This is a genomic window from Anaeromassilibacillus sp. 1001302B_160321_C8 (genome assembly GCF_015554745.1).
Lineage (GTDB): Bacteria > Bacillota > Clostridia > Oscillospirales > Acutalibacteraceae > Anaeromassilibacillus > Anaeromassilibacillus stercoravium.
Window position 1 is genome coordinate 1 of the sequence record NZ_JADNJD010000030.1, and the last position, 16,256, is coordinate 16,256.

At 42.0% G+C, this 16,256-nt stretch carries 16 protein-coding genes and 1 riboswitch; of the genes, 1 reads left to right on the forward strand and 15 read right to left on the reverse strand.

The window, feature by feature from the left end; all coding sequences use genetic code 11:
- Nucleotides 1-204 precede the first annotated feature (204 nt).
- The 8 genes from I2E77_RS13290 to I2E77_RS13325 are packed head-to-tail and all read right to left on the reverse strand — an operon-like array spanning nucleotide 205 to nucleotide 8,081.
- Nucleotides 205-504, reverse strand: a complete 300-nt coding sequence (locus tag I2E77_RS13290; RefSeq protein ID WP_195451467.1) for a WXG100 family type VII secretion target — start codon at nucleotides 502-504, stop codon at nucleotides 205-207.
- A gap of 48 nt (nucleotides 505-552) precedes the next feature.
- The gene (locus tag I2E77_RS13295) at nucleotides 553-825 is read right to left on the reverse strand and encodes a hypothetical protein (RefSeq protein WP_195451470.1); all 273 of its coding nucleotides are present in this window, start codon (nucleotides 823-825) and stop codon (nucleotides 553-555) included.
- Between the two features lie 3 nt (nucleotides 826-828).
- Nucleotides 829-1,086 carry an EsaB/YukD family protein gene (locus I2E77_RS13300; RefSeq protein WP_195451471.1) on the reverse strand — a complete coding sequence of 86 codons (258 nt, stop codon included), beginning with the start codon at nucleotides 1,084-1,086 and terminating at the stop codon, nucleotides 829-831.
- On the reverse strand, nucleotides 1,086-1,877 hold the full coding sequence (locus I2E77_RS13305) for a hypothetical protein (RefSeq protein ID WP_195451472.1): 792 nt from the start codon (nucleotides 1,875-1,877) through the stop codon (nucleotides 1,086-1,088). The genes I2E77_RS13300 and I2E77_RS13305 overlap by 1 nt, the downstream gene beginning before the upstream one ends.
- Before the next feature lie 12 nt (nucleotides 1,878-1,889).
- The gene (locus I2E77_RS13310) at nucleotides 1,890-2,408 is read right to left on the reverse strand and encodes a hypothetical protein (RefSeq protein WP_195451473.1); all 519 of its coding nucleotides are present in this window, start codon (nucleotides 2,406-2,408) and stop codon (nucleotides 1,890-1,892) included.
- Nucleotides 2,409-2,420: 12 nt separating this feature from the next.
- Entirely contained in the window at nucleotides 2,421-6,965 is a 4,545-nt protein-coding gene (gene essC, locus I2E77_RS13315) for a type VII secretion protein EssC (protein WP_195451474.1), read from the reverse strand.
- Between the two features lie 37 nt (nucleotides 6,966-7,002).
- Nucleotides 7,003-7,776 (reverse strand): PP2C family protein-serine/threonine phosphatase, encoded by a 774-nt coding sequence (locus I2E77_RS13320; protein WP_195451475.1) that lies wholly within the window; start codon nucleotides 7,774-7,776, stop codon nucleotides 7,003-7,005.
- Between the two features lie 11 nt (nucleotides 7,777-7,787).
- On the reverse strand, nucleotides 7,788-8,081 hold the full coding sequence (locus I2E77_RS13325) for a helix-turn-helix transcriptional regulator (RefSeq protein WP_207738259.1): 294 nt from the start codon (nucleotides 8,079-8,081) through the stop codon (nucleotides 7,788-7,790).
- Between the two features lie 1,146 nt (nucleotides 8,082-9,227).
- Nucleotides 9,228-9,303, forward strand: a riboswitch (Fluoride riboswitch).
- 50 nt (nucleotides 9,304-9,353) lie between these two features.
- On the opposite strand from I2E77_RS13325, the gene I2E77_RS13335 reads away from it, so the two are divergent.
- Nucleotides 9,354-10,529, forward strand: coding sequence for a cation:proton antiporter (locus tag I2E77_RS13335; RefSeq protein WP_158424754.1), 1,176 nt, complete (start codon nucleotides 9,354-9,356; stop codon nucleotides 10,527-10,529).
- Nucleotides 10,530-10,608: 79 nt separating this feature from the next.
- Here the strand turns inward: I2E77_RS13335 and I2E77_RS13340 are convergent, their stop codons facing one another.
- From I2E77_RS13340 to I2E77_RS13780, 7 genes are all read right to left on the reverse strand, one after another.
- Nucleotides 10,609-10,788: a hypothetical protein gene (locus I2E77_RS13340; RefSeq protein WP_158424753.1), complete on the reverse strand. Its 180-nt coding sequence runs from the start codon at nucleotides 10,786-10,788 to the stop codon at nucleotides 10,609-10,611.
- Nucleotides 10,785-12,176: a zinc-ribbon domain-containing protein gene (locus tag I2E77_RS13345; RefSeq protein ID WP_195451477.1), complete on the reverse strand. Its 1,392-nt coding sequence runs from the start codon at nucleotides 12,174-12,176 to the stop codon at nucleotides 10,785-10,787. Before I2E77_RS13345 ends, I2E77_RS13340 begins: the two co-directional genes overlap by 4 nt.
- Before the next feature lie 135 nt (nucleotides 12,177-12,311).
- Nucleotides 12,312-12,977 (reverse strand): phosphatase PAP2 family protein, encoded by a 666-nt coding sequence (locus I2E77_RS13350; protein WP_022156502.1) that lies wholly within the window; start codon nucleotides 12,975-12,977, stop codon nucleotides 12,312-12,314.
- Nucleotides 12,978-13,085: 108 nt separating this feature from the next.
- Complete coding sequence (locus I2E77_RS13355) at nucleotides 13,086-13,691, reverse strand: helix-turn-helix domain-containing protein (protein WP_003525258.1); 606 nt, start codon at nucleotides 13,689-13,691, stop codon at nucleotides 13,086-13,088.
- Between the two features lie 207 nt (nucleotides 13,692-13,898).
- Nucleotides 13,899-15,416 carry a lysine--tRNA ligase gene (gene lysS, locus I2E77_RS13360; RefSeq protein WP_195451479.1) on the reverse strand — a complete coding sequence of 506 codons (1,518 nt, stop codon included), beginning with the start codon at nucleotides 15,414-15,416 and terminating at the stop codon, nucleotides 13,899-13,901.
- 115 nt (nucleotides 15,417-15,531) lie between these two features.
- Nucleotides 15,532-16,020, reverse strand: coding sequence for a transcription elongation factor GreA (gene greA / locus I2E77_RS13365; protein WP_087231226.1), 489 nt, complete (start codon nucleotides 16,018-16,020; stop codon nucleotides 15,532-15,534).
- Nucleotides 16,002-16,256: hypothetical protein (locus tag I2E77_RS13780; protein ID WP_207738262.1), on the reverse strand; the 255-nt coding region annotated here is incomplete at its 5' end. The genes I2E77_RS13780 and greA, both read right to left, overlap by 19 nt.

Sequence of the window (16,256 nt, forward strand, 5' to 3'; positions counted from 1 at the left end):
CTTCATTCTACCAGAGTTCTGCAAACCATGTCTTCTTTTATCCTCTTTTCAATTTGCGAAACTTATTGTACCTTATCCTCATTTGGTGCATTGCTTTGAAATGTACTCAATCTATATATTAAACACATTTCAAAACAATACATACATCATGGCAGGACGGCAGACGTATGAATGTCGTCCTGCCATGAGTTGTATTTGACTTGATCAACCGCCGAAGCTGTTCATAGTACCCTGCAGAGCAGTATCGGTCTCCTGAAGCTTCTGAGCAGCAGTGTTCATAAGCTTTGCGTACTCTTCGAGCATCTGGGAGAAGTTGGTGAAGGTAGACTGCATGCTTTCGTATTTTGCAACGAACGCATCCTGAGCATCACCTCTCCACACTTCGTTCAGACCCATAATGAGGGTGCGCATTTTGCTCATTGCCTCATCATGCTGTCCCTTAAGAGTGCGCAGATCGTTTGCCTTGCCGTTGAGCAAGTCGGGTGTCACTTGAATAAGTGCCATAGTAGTTTCCGCCTTTCAATAAAATATTTATTTGATGCCAAACGGCAGTCAAACCAAAGTAGTTTCTTCCTCAGCAATAAACTCTCCTATTGCAGAAAGTTTAATGAGTGCTTCGGAAATTTCAGTAAGAGTTTTTGCGAGTTCGCCATTAACGGATTCTAACTTCAACCGGCAAGCATCTGCAGCTGCACCGGTCCAACCGGAATCTATATGACTTTCCGCTTTCTTAATTTGATTTTTTATAGTTTCAACCTCATCTGAAGCTTCTTTGAGCTTCATTTGATAATGAGTTAAAACATCAACAAAGGTGATTTCATCCATTTTTTACACCTCGATTATTGTAATATAGTCGCCGTTCCACACACCAGCATTTTCTAATGTTTCATCTGCCTTGAGTTGACGACCAATTCTGTTGCAAAACAACTCTGTTGTTGCTGTCCGCAAAAATAAATCCGGATTATATCCATTCAAAGCTTCCACAATATCATCTTTAAGTTTATCAATGGTGATATTTGTAGGTACTTCAAGATCATACAAATAAGCCTTTGAGATATTTGTGACTGTAACAATAATACTTTCCACTAAACAGCACCTCTTTCCTTACTGAGATTGAATTGCAAGTTTATTTGTTCTTCAATTACTACAGGCGGCAAAGCCTCAAAGCACAAAACATCATTTTCATCAGCAACCAAAGAAATCGTGCAATTGTTCACAGCAACAAACAAACTATTGTAGATTGCATTATATAAGTTATTTCCTTTTCGATGAATCTGAACACTCATATATCCACAATTACCGGTAAGGATCTTTGCGATTGTTTTCGTTGCTGTCTCATCCTTGATGTGCTTTTTAATGCGCATTTCGGCTTCGTCATGATTAAATTCTTCTATTTGTTTATGTACATATTCGGCTTCTTCAAACAACATCATCTCCCTAATATCACACGGTTGTGATGAGAGAATCTCATAAGGAATGATCTCCTTTAAAGGAACTGTATCTGCAATACGAATTAAGTACTTCCCATCGCCAAAATGTTCGAGGAAAGTAACTATACCTTCCTTTTCCATAATGTAAACAGAAGCCTTCTTTCCAGATTTAAGGTTTGTTGAAAACATCCCAACCGTTTCTGCGTTACAAATACAGTCAATTGCCTGTCTAAGACCAGGAACAATGTACAGAATACCATCCAAATCATATCGAATAAGTTTCTTTCGCTCCATCTTGCGCACATGTTGCCTAATTAGTGATTTTGTATCTACATTTGCATCTGTAAAAGCTTTTTCATCAACACCAAAAACACTTTCGTAGCCCAGAAGAGCAGCAATAATCAATATTTCTTTGGAGGATAACTTAACTTGAAAACTGTCTCCCATGGTAGCCCTCCGTTAACCTTTCTCTACAAGATCCTCAATTTTTGAAATCTCGTATTCTTCTCTAACGGTTTTAGTAACGGCCGCAATGTTAGTTACCTGCATTTCCTCAACACTGTCTGCTACTAATTGCTGAACCTTACCCTGAGAAGCAATGCTATCGTTGTGCTCTACATGAGCTATACTATCAGAAACGATAGCCGTGTTGTAACCCACACTCACACTATCCATTAGCGTAGTCATGCGGTTTAATGCTTCTTTATTCCTTTTCTCATTTTCCTGATAAGTGCTAGCTATTGGTAACATAGTGTTCTTTAAGGATTGCAATGTGTCATTCCCACGATTTAAAGCATCAATTGCTCCGGAAAGTGCCTCTAGTGCGATTGCAGATTGTGGGTAGGATGGCAATTCCACATCATTATGCATTTCGTTGGAAACCTGTCTAAGCCTACTTAAGACCTCGTCAGAATCAGAGGCAACCTTGACCAAAATATCTGTTAATTTTTCTATTTCCGCTATATCTACTCTAATCATAGTACCGCCTCTTTACTGTATCATCTTAATCTTAATGCATTTACCATTGGCAAACTGATAGGAAAGACCTTCTCCAGCTTCCATATCACGCTCTGTAAACTTGAGGTTGTTCTGGAAGTACTCATGTTGTGCTGGTGAACCGTTCATAACCAATCCGTTCTGATTTGCAACAATGACTCTTGTGAGGGACTCAATTTCATTGTATTTAGCTATGTCGGACATTCTTCCTGAGCACAACACAATAACTCCAAGATCTTGAGCCATTCTACAAATTCTTTCCATAGTGTTTTTACTACTATCGGATACTTTGTCAACAAATTCCTTTAAGTCGTCTATAACGATGCAAAGGAGTTCGTAGTTGGAGATGAAAGTTTTCTCGTTAAAAGCCTCACCATCGATTTGTCTCGCTTGATTTTGTGCTTTCTTGCGCTCATTTAAGTGACCTACGAGTTCGTCCAATATTGTTGTAACTGCAGCATCATCTTCAACGCAAGCATATTTGTGCACGGAATCTTGAATTCCCTGCAAAGCTTTAGCAGGACTGTCAAAAACAAATATCTTAGAGTCTGCAAACACAGATGCAACCATACCAGTTATTTGTGCCAATTTTCTGGTCTTTCCAGAGTGCACCGAACCGGAAATCAGCAATGAATAGTTGGTGGAGAGATCAACAAATGAGGTCCTGATGTCTTCACAGTTGATGCCTACAGGGATCAATGTTCTAACCGAGTAATCAGACGCCATATCCTCATATGTTACTGTTTCAGGCATTACTGGAATCGGTTTGGGACGTGAACCCGTCCATGCTGCATTCATTTTTGCTGCGAGTTCCTTAACGGCCAACATCATCTCTCGATCATTTTCACCGCTAGCAGAAAGTGCTGTCTGGAATTCTACCGGGGGATTCCCTTTATAGAAAGCTCTTCCAAGAATCTTAGGTAGTGTCATTCCGTCCAAACGACCGACAACGGTGGCATAATCGCCCTTATCTGTCAATTCAAAAGCTACGGCCCCACGAATGTTTTGCAACACTTTATACCGAACACCAGAAGTGCTATTTGCGGTATAAATCAAGTAGATACCGTATGTTGCCCCATCACGAGCAATGGTCACAAACAGATTTTCTAAATCTGGATAAAGATCAAATATCGGAATGATGTTATCGATGGCGATAACTATTGCCGGCATATCTGATGACACAGATTCACGATACGCTTTAAGCGAGCTCACAGCGTTTTGTAGGAATTTGCGCTTTCGTGATTCAAATTCCTGCATAATAAGTTTTTCAAATTTGAAAAACTTTTCTTCTTCGCTGTCAAGTGCAATACCGCCAACATGAGGCATTCCACTAAACATGCTCATACTCCAACCGCCGCAGTCTAATATGTAAATATTGACATCCTGCGGAGAGTAGTGCATTCCAAGAGACAAAACAACCGTCTTAAGCAAACTAGTTTTTCCTGTCCCTGGAGCACCATAAATTCCATAGTGACCTTCAGATGCAAGATCCATATACTGAGTTCCTTGTGACTGTTGTTTAGGAGCATCATATTTACCAACAGGAAATGTCAACCATTTCGGAGACTCTTTCCACTCAACTCCGTCAAAACTTCCCGCTTCTTTAATATCATTCAAGTACATTTTTTCAGGAAGCTCTGGCATCCAAGGTCCTTGAAGTTGTTCTATATTATTCTCTCTTGCGACACTGCAAATATAACGAACAATAGCTGTCAATTCATCCAAATCGGACTTGAAGCGAGTTTTTTCATCAAAAACAGTTTTAATGCGTTTACCAGTAACATCTACAACCCTTACCTGATTGCCAATGTTCTCTTCGGTATTAACAGCGCCAAAATAAGGTGCTCCACTCCAGAACGACTGGAACAAATCAAAATATTCATCTTCGCCAACACGAATATATGAACGACCTGCTTGAGTCAACTTGGCTGCATCTGGGCGTTTGATCATCTCACGGCTATCATTTACATCCTGGACCTTTAGGCACAGGCGAAAACGAGAGTTACTTTGAATCTGATCGTCAACAACGCCACCCGGTTTCTGAGTTGCAAGTACTAAGTGAATGCCTATACTACGACCGACACGTGCAGCACTTATCAAACCCGACATAAATTCGGGTTCTTCTTTTTTTAGTTCGGCAAACTCATCGGAAACAATGATCAAATGAGGCATTGGCTCTGTAGCATCTCCGGCCTTATACAATTTTTGATATTTATCGATGTGATTGACGCCATATCGATCAAAAATTGCATATCTCCTCTTAATTTCGCTTTGCAGAGAAATAAGAGATCGAGAGATGTTAGCTCCTATGTTGGTAATCTTTCCTACCACATGAGGAAGTGGTTCGAGAAGATTTGCCATACCGCCGCCTTTGTAGTCAATAATAACAAAGGACACATCATGAGGATGGTAACACAGTGCCATTGACAAAATCCAAGTCTGCAAGAGTTCACTTTTACCAGAACCTGTTGTTCCGGCAACCAAACCATGTGGACCGTGTTTCTTTTCATGGATATCGAAATGAAACAGCTTATTGCCGGCCATCATTCCGATAGGAGCCGCCAGACTCTTATAGGGGACAGATGAATTCCATCTGCTTAATACATCTAACTGTTCAACGGTTTGTGCTCCAAATCCTTGCAGGAAAGTTATTCCGTTAGGTAAACCGACCGTGGTTGCGAAACCATCTAATTCAACAGCTGCCATTCTGCGGGCAAAAGTATCCCACTGAATATCATCAGTGCTAGGATCCATAGTGAAATAAAACTTGTTGTTCGCTTCGTTGCGATCAAAGACACATGGACCATTGTCCACGTCAACGATGCATTGGCAATCATTAGGCAGCATATACATATCGTCAAAAAGGAACATGGATGTGATACCCATGGATGGGTTGTTCACAAATAGGTTATGCATAATCTCTTCCTTTTCGACCATATCTTTAGAACCGAATATAAATATATAAAACGGCTGGGGAATTACTTTTTGACCATAGGATCCATCCTTCATCTCCTCGCGTCTCTTTTTCAATACGTCATTAAACATCTCACAAAGGTTGTGAGCATTCTCTTTGTCAAACGCCAGGGTTCTAAACTGCCTATTGTCATCCCAAACATGAGGCAACCATTTCAGCGATTCCCATTTTTCTCGCTCTTTGGCATCGAAAATGCCGACTACTCTAACATCTTCAAAACAATGGGCTGTTGTTAGAGAAATGAGCATATTCTTAATTAACTTAATGGTTTTATCTCTGGATCCAACAAAACCAATTGAGTTTTTATTTAATAATGAAATTCTAGCGGGAACGTTATCAACAATGCGTGTTTCTTCTATGATTTGCTCGGATAACTCACGAATCTCGTCGTCCTCCATTTGAAAACCATTACTATCCGTTCTGCTCTTTACAGCAACGCAAAGGTTTTCATAACCCATACCAACACGAACATCAAGAAAATCTCTATCGGAAGGCATTCTCTCCCAAAAGTTTCTTTTTAACCCGTAAAGGATGTTCATGCATTCTCTTGGCTCTGGGTTTTCTTTTGCAATAATCTCCCTTTGAACTTTAGCTACAGATTCGATACGTGCTTTTTGATCATCAATGTAGGCACCGTATTTTTCTCTTCTCATTGCTTCGTATTGCTCAAGAGTCATCTTACGTCTCTTATTCGAGCCTGTTGAAGTTGCAACACTGGCAATTGGGGAAACCAGGCTGGCAGCTCTAGCAGCAAGTAATGCAGGTGATGCGGCAGAAGTCATCATATTAGCTGCAAACATAGCGCCAGTTCCAGCAAGAGAAGCAAACATGCCTCTACTTTTTTCAAACTTTTGCCCCTTGTTTGGAGCATTTGCAAGGATAATATCCTGATTAGGCAGTTGGTCCTGAGTACGGGGAGACCGTCTATATTTCAGGTGCAACGAATCGGCCGATACATGAGATGCGGCATCAGCTGAGTTGTCTTCTATTTTTTTGATTTCAATTTTATCACCCACATTTTCAAATGTGAGTGTTCCATTTATAAGTTTAATCTGGGCGCTTAATATAGATAAAACATCCCCAGACTTCATTTTCGCAATGCTGACTCTTTTTCCATTCAAAAAGAGACCGTTTGTGCTTCCTTGATCTTCAACACGTACATTTCCAGCTTCATTCTTGAGCACAAAGTGTGAACTTGATACAAAGGGCAGTTTTAACACCACATCGTTAGAATCGGATCTGCCAAACTTCAAAATGCAATTATATGGTAGTTTGATGCTCTTTTCGGAAGTGGATGTTTCGGAGCTCAAATATAATACGGTTTTTGTCGCGTTGTTAAGCACCAGAATAGTATTAAGCGGAACAACCTCTTTTTCGAAATTATAGGCTTTTCTCGCATTAACGCACACACCTGTGTTTTTCCATTTGATAACAATCTGCCCACTTGCAAAGTCTGCAATTTGGATATTGTCTTTCTTATTTGAACCTATAGATATCTCCTGTCCATATTGGAGTGCAAAAGAATATAGGTTTTCGTTATGTAATAAAACTGCTGTTATTACCATGTTATTCCCCTCAAATCACAGTTTTTTTGCCTGCAAATCATCTAATGTCAATGCAAATAATAGTGGTGTTATCTTTCCCACCATTATTTAAGGCTCGTTGTAATAGTTGTTTGGTTGTTCTCGCCGGAGACATTCTTTTACTTAGGACGTCTGCTATCTCTGTTTCATCAACCATATCTGTAAGACCATCGCTAGTAATTAAAAAACGATCTTCTTTTATTAACTCACCAGATATTACGAATGGTTCGATTTCCATCTCTTCTGGGAAAATCCCAATATTTTGTGTAAGTTTAAATTTCTTCTTTGGTAGGATAGCGTTCGCTCCATGAATTCGAAGAAAATTTTCCTTTTCGGTGTGCTCATGAAAAATAGGCTTTAACACATTGTCTCTGAATAAGTAAATCGGGCTATCGCCAATATTACAAAGGTAATAATTCTCATCCCTAAAACACAACATCGATGCAGTTGTCCCTATGCGTTGTTTTATGACATTCAACATCTCGTTACATGTTACGGTATTTGCCTGTTTGCAAATATTTACTAGCTGAGCAATTGTATCAGGACGATCTTTTATCTCAGAAATAGCCGAGCATGCCACATCCGTAGCTATGCGTGATGCAACCTCTCCAGCCTTAATGCCACCCATTCCATCAAAAATCCCCATTAATATCGAAGCGGAGGTTCTACCATAGAACCTGATAGGTCTCAAAGTAGCATTACCTTCGAGCTTCTTACCATTGAAACAAAAATTGTCTTCATTTTTGTCTCTGCAATTTCCTGGATGACTAACTACACTTGCACTAATCTTCATGACTTTTTCCTTTACGTATTGATATCGGAGTATATCTCCTTCATCTCCGGAGTATAGATTCCGAAAATCTCTAACAGGGAATAAGTTTCTTTGTTTTGGGAAAAAACAAATAATAGCGATAGAAACACACTCCATGTCATTTTACGCTTGCGAGTTTCAATAGCAACCAGTGTTTGTCTACCTACACCAATCAAAGTTGCAAGTTCAGCCTGAGAAAGATGGAGCATCGTTCTCAAGGCAACCATATTCTTTGTCATGTTTTCAATAGACATCTCTTTTATTTTTTCGTCAAGTTTATATGGCATCTTATTACCTCATTTCCTACATAATCCCTTGCAAATTTTGAAAGAGCGCCATTGTCTTGCATAGAACTAAAAGTTCTTCACCAATAATATTTACTCGAAAACATAATAAGTATACCACTCCACTTTATATATGTCAATAAAAATGCGACATTTTGTCGCAAATAATTTTACGAATTTTATTCAATTTTTGATGCAAACAGTATAAAAATGTCAGAATATACATACCCTTAAGTTTTATTTCTACGCAACCAAACCATCTTTTCTCTAAACTATGTTATAGAATGTTTTTGCGAATGAAGCATTAAAGCCTCATTCGCTTTTCTTTTTTATAAGTATTTAGTTCCTGTTCCTCTACCATACCACTTTCATTTTTCAGATAAGTAACAAACTCTTTTTTTCTATCCTCTGTTAGGCAGGCCCAGTTCTCTAGTATCAAAGGATCGTGGAGACGCTCCTCCGCAGCTCTTCTCGCTTTGACTGCAGATTGAAAGGTTGGGTGGGTGCCCAGATTGTAATGCTTGCCCTGGAAGTTGATGAATGCGTGCCATCGGTCGTGCTTTTTATCGTGCCACACTCCAGTGTGACCCGAGGTGTTGTTGCTTCGAAGTCTCTTCGAAACTACAATAAGCTCACGGGAAGTCACTAAGGAACAGACTGCTAATCTGTATCATAGGAATTTCACCTCTGCCGGGTACTCCGCCAGCTCCGTAGAGAAGTATCATTATCCTTCTGACTGTCATCGCCGTAACAGGGGCAACCTGTTACTTATACCGGGAGTTCTCGCTGTTCTGCAATGCAGAAGTCACGGCGTACCCGATAAGGTGGCTAAAATCATCAGAATTAAAGTCTTAGTGAATGATTTATTCAGTTGTCAAAATACAAGTGAAAGGGCTGACCTTTTTGTGGTTCGGAATTAACCCCTTCACTCATTTGGACAAAGGGGGTCAAAATGCACACCCAAAATCACCCCTTTTTCAAAAATTTCTTGAAAATATTTTTTTAGAAACAAAAAAGCCGCCTATTTCCCTCGTAATTGAGGTCAATAGACGGCGGGTAGAAATATTCATATTTTTGGTGTATAATAAGAGTTAATCAAAAGAAAAATTTGAATTTTCTGTTGCGAAAGAGAAGAAAAAATATTATAATATCAACATTGGGAATGAGGCGCTCCCATGGGTAATAACCCCTAAACCGCAATTATGCTGATGGCTTCTGCGAAAACCACGCAGAAACTGTCAGCTTTTTTAGTTCCTGTGGTATAAGGAGGATTATATGTTAACGAGTATTGCTATTATTTTGTTGTTCGGGTTACTGGTGGGATGGATATTTTCAAAAATGAAATTACCAAGCTTGCTGGGAATGATTATCGTGGGAATTGTATTAAGTCCACATTGTTTGAATTTAGTAGATGACTCGATACTTACTATATCAGGAGATTTGAGACAGATTGCATTAGTTATTATTCTGACAAGAGCTGGCTTGTCTTTAAATTTTTCTGATTTGAAAAAGGTAGGTCGTCCGGCAATTCTAATGTGTTTTGTACCGGCATGTATTGAAATGATGGGAACAATAATTTTCGCACCGTTATTATTAGGTGTATCTATTCTGGATGCAGCAATCATAGGAAGTGTCATAGCTGCGGTATCTCCTGCGGTGGTTGTTCCAAGAATGATAAAACTGATAGAGGATGGATATGGTACGGACAAGAGTATTCCACAGTTAATTTTGGCGGGAGCATCTGTGGATGATGTGTTTGTGATTGTAGTGTTTACCGCACTTACTACTTTAGCTTCAACAGGGGAAGTATCTGCAATAAGTTTCATACAGATACCGACATCTATTTTGCTGGGAGTTCTTTTAGGCGGAGCAGTAGGAACTATTCTTGTATGGTTTTTTAGAAGATTTCACATACGTGATTCCGTAAAGGTGCTTATCATTCTAAGTGTTTCATTTCTACTGCTTGAATTGCAAAATAGACTGGAAGGTATTGTGCCGGTTTCAGGGCTGTTGGCAATAATGAGTATGGGCATTATCATCAATCAAAAATATGATGTGTTGGCAAAGCGTCTATCCGTAAAATATAATAAGCTTTGGCTTGGAGCAGAAATATTCCTATTTGTATTGGTTGGGATTGCGGTTGATTTGAAGTATGCATTAGCGGCAGGTGTTGTAGTGATTTTGTTAGTAATTTTGGCGTTGGTATTTAGGATGATGGGAGTAGCAGTATCGCTTGTCAAAACAAAGCTAAATAAAAAAGAGCGTCTATTCTGTATGGTTGCATATACACCAAAGGCAACAGTTCAGGCAGCGCTTGGAACGGTACCGCTTGCGATGGGGCTGTCTTGTGGAGAGATTGTCCTTACGGTTGCGGTAATATCTATTTTAATAACAGCACCTTTTGGAGCGATATGTGTTGATAATTCGTATAAAAAGCTATTATCAAAATAAGAGTGAAATTTCAGTTTGTCGGATTTACTCTAAAATTAGCAAAGACCGCTTACGTCGTGTAGGCGGTCTCTTTTTGTGTTTAGAAATATTTGATTTTGACCTTTCTTTTCTTGGCTGAAAGCACCTTGCAGAGAACATCGTCAACTCCGTCGGTGTATCTGCCTTGTGCTATCAGGCTGTTCTTCAAACGGATAAGTGATTGTATCACTCTGCTGTATTCGTCATCATTAAGATAGATATGGAACTTTTCTTCTCTCACAGTCGCTTCCTCCATTCATTGAATTTTGCTCTGATTACCGAAACATCTGCTTCGACATCAGAATAAATAAAGATATGTACGCTTTTGAAAACTGCTTTTACTCTATCGGCATACTCCGCTTCCGTTTCGGTTGTCTTAAAAGGGAGTTTTACAAGTTTTATATTTCGCTGCTTGCATAGATGGCTTTTGAGAACCTCCATATGTTCTGAGCCGTTCGTAAATTCTATCGCCAGCTTTTCTGACGGAATGTAGGTTTCAAGTGGTATCCCTAATAGTTTATCTGAACCGAGCTGTACCTTTAATCCTTTTTGATTGGCGTAATAGGCGACAGCCAAGCCGGGGAACACGGAGCGATATTCTTTTTCGCACACAGTGCATTTTTCTCCGATAATTGTTCTTTCGTTGATTTTTGCTTTCCAAGAGTGTCCGAGTGAACATTTCCACCACACACTTTTCATCGACCTTCTTGATACTTGTGCCGGTAGCAGAGAGTTTTTTTCGTAATCCCATTCAGCAAGCAGTTTCCTGTCCGTTGTGGCTAAATCATTGTATCCTACAAGAACCGCCCTGTCCGCACAAACCGGGCATACTGTTCCTTTTACACGAGCATTGATAACGGACTTCCACTCATTGCCACAGGTCTTACACTTCCACCAAACATTGCGTCTTGATTTTGCGTTTACCTCATCAGGCATTAGGGGATAATTTCTTTCTGCCCACTCGGCGGCAAGGTCAGGGTGCGTAGTCGCCAAGTCATTAAATCCTTTGAGCAATGTATATCCACTACAATACGGACATCTGCTCCCACCGGAACGGGTTGAAATAAGAGTGTGCCACTCGTTTCCGCAATCTTTGCATTTCCACCAAGCCTTACTGTTTGCAAAGGCTGTCACCATTGTAGGCAGCAACGGAAGATTTCTGTCAGACCATTCAGCAGCAATATCGGGATACTGTGAAGCAAGGTCATTGAATCCGGCAAGGACTTTATTATGTGAGCAGTATGGACAGCCTGTGCCGTTTACCGTTCTGCTTTTAACGCTTGCTTCCCATTCGTGTCCGTGTTTACATTTCCAAATAATCTTCTTATGAGAAGCGACAGATACCTCGGTAGGCTTTAATTTGTTCTTTTTAGACCACTCCTGAGCCAACAGGGGCTTCAATGTGGCTAAATCATTGATACCCTCTATTACTCTCGCTCCTGAGCATATCGGGCATTTCTCGCCCTTTGAACGAGCTTTGACGCTCGTTTCCCACTCGTGTCCGCAAGCACCTTTCCACCACACTCTTTTATTTGAACCGAAGGTTATCTTATCCGGCGTTAGCGGTAAGTTCTTCTCTGACCATTCAGGAATAAGCTCCGGATGAACGCTTGCTAAACTGCCCGTCATAGTACAACCACCCCTTCCTTTGTGATTATCCCAATTATATTGAGAAAATCGGGATTGGTGTAGTTTGCGAATAATAAGAAAGACCTTGGGAGAAAATATCTCTCAAGGTCAATAAGTGATTCCTCAGTTAGAATTTTATCTTTCCTGTCGGGCAATAAGAGTGGTTACACTATAATAAATCATCACTAAACCCGCACTTAAAATTGCCCCGCCAATAATATCAGTAATCCAATGAACACCGGATATCAACCTGCCAATTACCATAAAAGCAGTAAATGCAATTAAAGCAAAGGCAAATGCTCTTTTCATTTTTGTATTTCTAATTCTACTGTTTAGCTGCATAACAGCTGTCGGCATAACACACATAACAAGCAAGGTTGTCGATGATGGATACGAAGCTTCAAGAAAACCGTTAATCAATACCGGGCGGTAATTGACAACATAAAATTCAAAAAACAAATATGCCGCCATTACAACAATATAGAATGCTCCCAACACCAAAATACTGGAATCGACCTTGAATAAGCTTTTTCTTTTAATAAGCTGTATAAGTCCAAGCAACGCAAATCCCAAAATAAAGCAAAGCGGTATCAGTCCTAACCAGTCCGTAACGGTATATATTGCCATATGCACACCTGTCAGGCTGTGGATAAAGCCGTTCAAGGTTGCAAATCCAACAGAAGAGTTTTGTGGCCCGATGGGCTGAACATCAATAAGGCTTATTGCCACTGTCCACAAAATAAATAACACTACCATTGCTATTCCTGAAAGCAATACTTTTTGACTTTTTTCTTTTTTCATTTTTATCAATCCTTTGCCATAATTATTTGGCTTTCGCCTGTTTACAATATAGGTGGAATGAATAAAAATGAAAAGAATTTCACCGTCACATTGGCGACACGCTTCGTATCATCGCCATTTTATCAGCATCAGAGACTTTATCGCCAAGAAAACAAAAGTGAAAAAGGCTGCATAAGGTTGAAGTGTTATCATAAATTCTATTGTAGCAACTGTGCTTAACACAATGGATATTTGATGTTTGTGTTTCAACCAAAACACTGCTTCATAATTTTGTAGAGCGAGAAGCAAAACACCTGTAAGTACAATTCCAAATACAATAATTAAATACGGTATTTTGATATACTGCGGGGTACCTGTCAGCGAAAGTAAAGATACCTCTTTTATAATCTCATCACCCTTTTGTCCAAAGAAAGGCAGAAACAGAAACATAATCAAACTGCAATCGAGTAAACCAAACACTAAGTCTCTTGTATGTTTTTCCTTTTGCTTATTATCCTCGTCAGCAATTTTAAGTATTTCTTCACCGGACAATAACTCATCTATTGACACTGAAAAAAACTTTGAAATTGCTTTTAATGACTCGATATTGGGAACTCCTCTGCCGGATTCCCACTTAGAAATTGCAGTGCGAGACACAAATAACGCTTCCGCAAGTTCTTCCTGCGTGAGTCCTTTTTCTTTCCTCAACTCTTGTAATTTTTCACTTAATTCCATAATAAACATTCCTTTTGCACTCAGATACGAATGTATCCTTTATTAGAAATGGGCAATCCCACTATGGGACTGCCCATTCATTCCGTAAATTATGCGATTTTTTAGTCTCTGCACCGTTTTTAGCACCGATTGGTGTAAATTTGGTGTAAAGAGGTAAATTTATTCGGTTTGGAAAGTCCCGAAACCCGCATAAATACTGGGGTTTTCTTACTTGTCGTTCGGTAAGGACTTCATTGTCGGGAACAGCAGGACGTCGCGGATGGACGCTGCATCGGTCAGCAACATCACCAGACGGTCCACGCCGATGCCCAGACCGCCTGTGGGCGGCATACCGTATTCCAGCGCGGTCAGGAAATCCTCGTCCACATCGCATGCTTCCTCGTCGCCCGCCGCCTTGAGCGCCGCCTGCGCCTCGAAGCGCTGGCGCTGGTCGATCGGGTCGTTCAGCTCGGAGAATGCATTCGCATGCTCGCGCCCAACGATAAAGAGCTCGAACCGCTCGGTGTATGCCGGATTTCCCGGCATCTTCTTCGCCAGCGGGGAAATCTCCACCGGATGGTTCATCAGGAAGGTGGGCTGGATGAGCTTTTCCTCACAATATTCGTCGAAGAACAGGTTCAGGATGTCGCCCTTCTTGTGGCGCTCCTCATACTGGATATGATGCTCCTTGGCCACAGCCTTCGCCTCTTCGTCGGTCGCAATCGCATCAAAGTCCACGCCCGCATACTTCTTGACCGCATCCACCATGGAAATGCGCGCAAACGGCTTGCCCAAGTCGATCTCCACATCGCCGTAGGTGATCACCGTCGTGCCCAGTACCCTCTGCGCCACGGTACGGATGAGCTCCTCAGTGATGTCCATCATGCCGTTGTAATCGGTGTACGCCTGGTACAGCTCCAGCATGGTGAATTCCGGGTTGTGGCGGGTGTCCATTCCCTCGTTGCGGAAGCAGCGGCCCAATTCATAGACCTTATCGAATCCGCCGACAATCAGCCGCTTGAGGTAAAGCTCCAGCGCAATGCGCAGGTACATATCCATGTCCAGGGTATTGTGGTGCGTGATAAACGGCCTTGCCGAAGCGCCGCCCGCGATGGTGTGCAGCACAGGGGTCTCGACCTCCAAGAAGCCCTTTTCATTGAGGAAATTGCGGATCTCCGTCACAATCTGGGAACGGCGCACAAACGTATCCTTGACCTCCGGATTGACGATCAAGTCCACATAGCGCTGGCGGTACCGCAGGTCGGTATCCTTCAGGCCGTGGAATTTCTCCGGCAGCGGCAGCAAGGACTTGCTGAGCAGCTTGATCTCCTTCGCATGGACCGAGATCTCGCCCCGTCTCGTCTTAAAGACAAAGCCGCTGACGCTGATGATGTCGCCCAAATCCCAGCAGGCCTTCATTTCCTTATAGGTCTCTTCCCCGACCTCGTCGATCTTGACATAGACCTGCATCCGGCCCGTCTTGTCGTGGATATCCAGGAAGCTGGCCTTGCCCATATCGCGCCAGCTCATGACGCGGCCCGCAATGCAGACGTCCTGGTTTTCCAGCGTCTCAAACTGGTCGCGGATCTCCTGCGCATAGTGATCCCGCGGGCAGGTTGTAATCGCAAACGGGTCTTTCCCCGCCTCTTGGAGCTTTGCCAGCTTATCCCGGCGGATCTGGAGGAGTTCGTTCAATTCCTGTTCGGTCTGCACAGCCTGCGGCTGCTCGTTCTTATTTTCGCTCATGTTCAGCTCTCCCTATCTTTTGCCGGCGCTCGGGGCGCAGGCTTCCTTGTTTCCCTTAGAAAAAGAAAAAGCGGCCGGGACGCGCTTCGCCGCCATCCACACGCCGCCTTGTTTCTTATTTGGAGATGGCGAGCACCTCGTACTCCATCATCCCTGCCGGAACCTCCACTTCGATCTTGTCGCCGATGCCGTGGCCCAACAGGGCCTTGCCCACGGCGGACTCATCGGAGATATTGCCGGAAAGCGGGTCCGCTTCGTTGGAACCGACAATTTTATAATTGTAAACGTCCGTCTTGCCCGTGCGCGGATTGTTGACGCGCACCTCGACCTTGGAACCAATGTGAATATTCTCGTTGCTGAGCTCGCTCTCGTCAATGACCTTCACATTTTTCAGTGTGACTTCAATGTCCGCAATGCGCGCTTCCATGATGGCCTGTTCGTTCTTTGCCTCGTCGTATTCGCTGTTCTCGGACAGGTCGCCGAAGGACAGGGCCACTTTAATTTTTTCTGCAATTTCTTTTCGTTTGACACTTTTGAGCTCTTCCAGCTCCTGCTCCAGCTTTTCCAGGCCCTCCTGGGTCAAGATCACCTGTTTTCCTGCCATATACTCTTACCACCTTTTATGATCGCCCCGCCCGCGGCGCGGCGTTTTGAAAAATGCGTACATTTCTTTTTATTATAATGATGCCGCCGCCCCGTGTCAACACTTGCCGGGGCTAAAATCGTCCGGTCCATATCCCATAACATTTTTACTTGATTCCATGGTAGTGTCAAGTATTTTTCGCAAAATGGTTTGCAGGCCCTGGCATGAGAGAAGTCAGCCAGCAATGGAGGCATCCT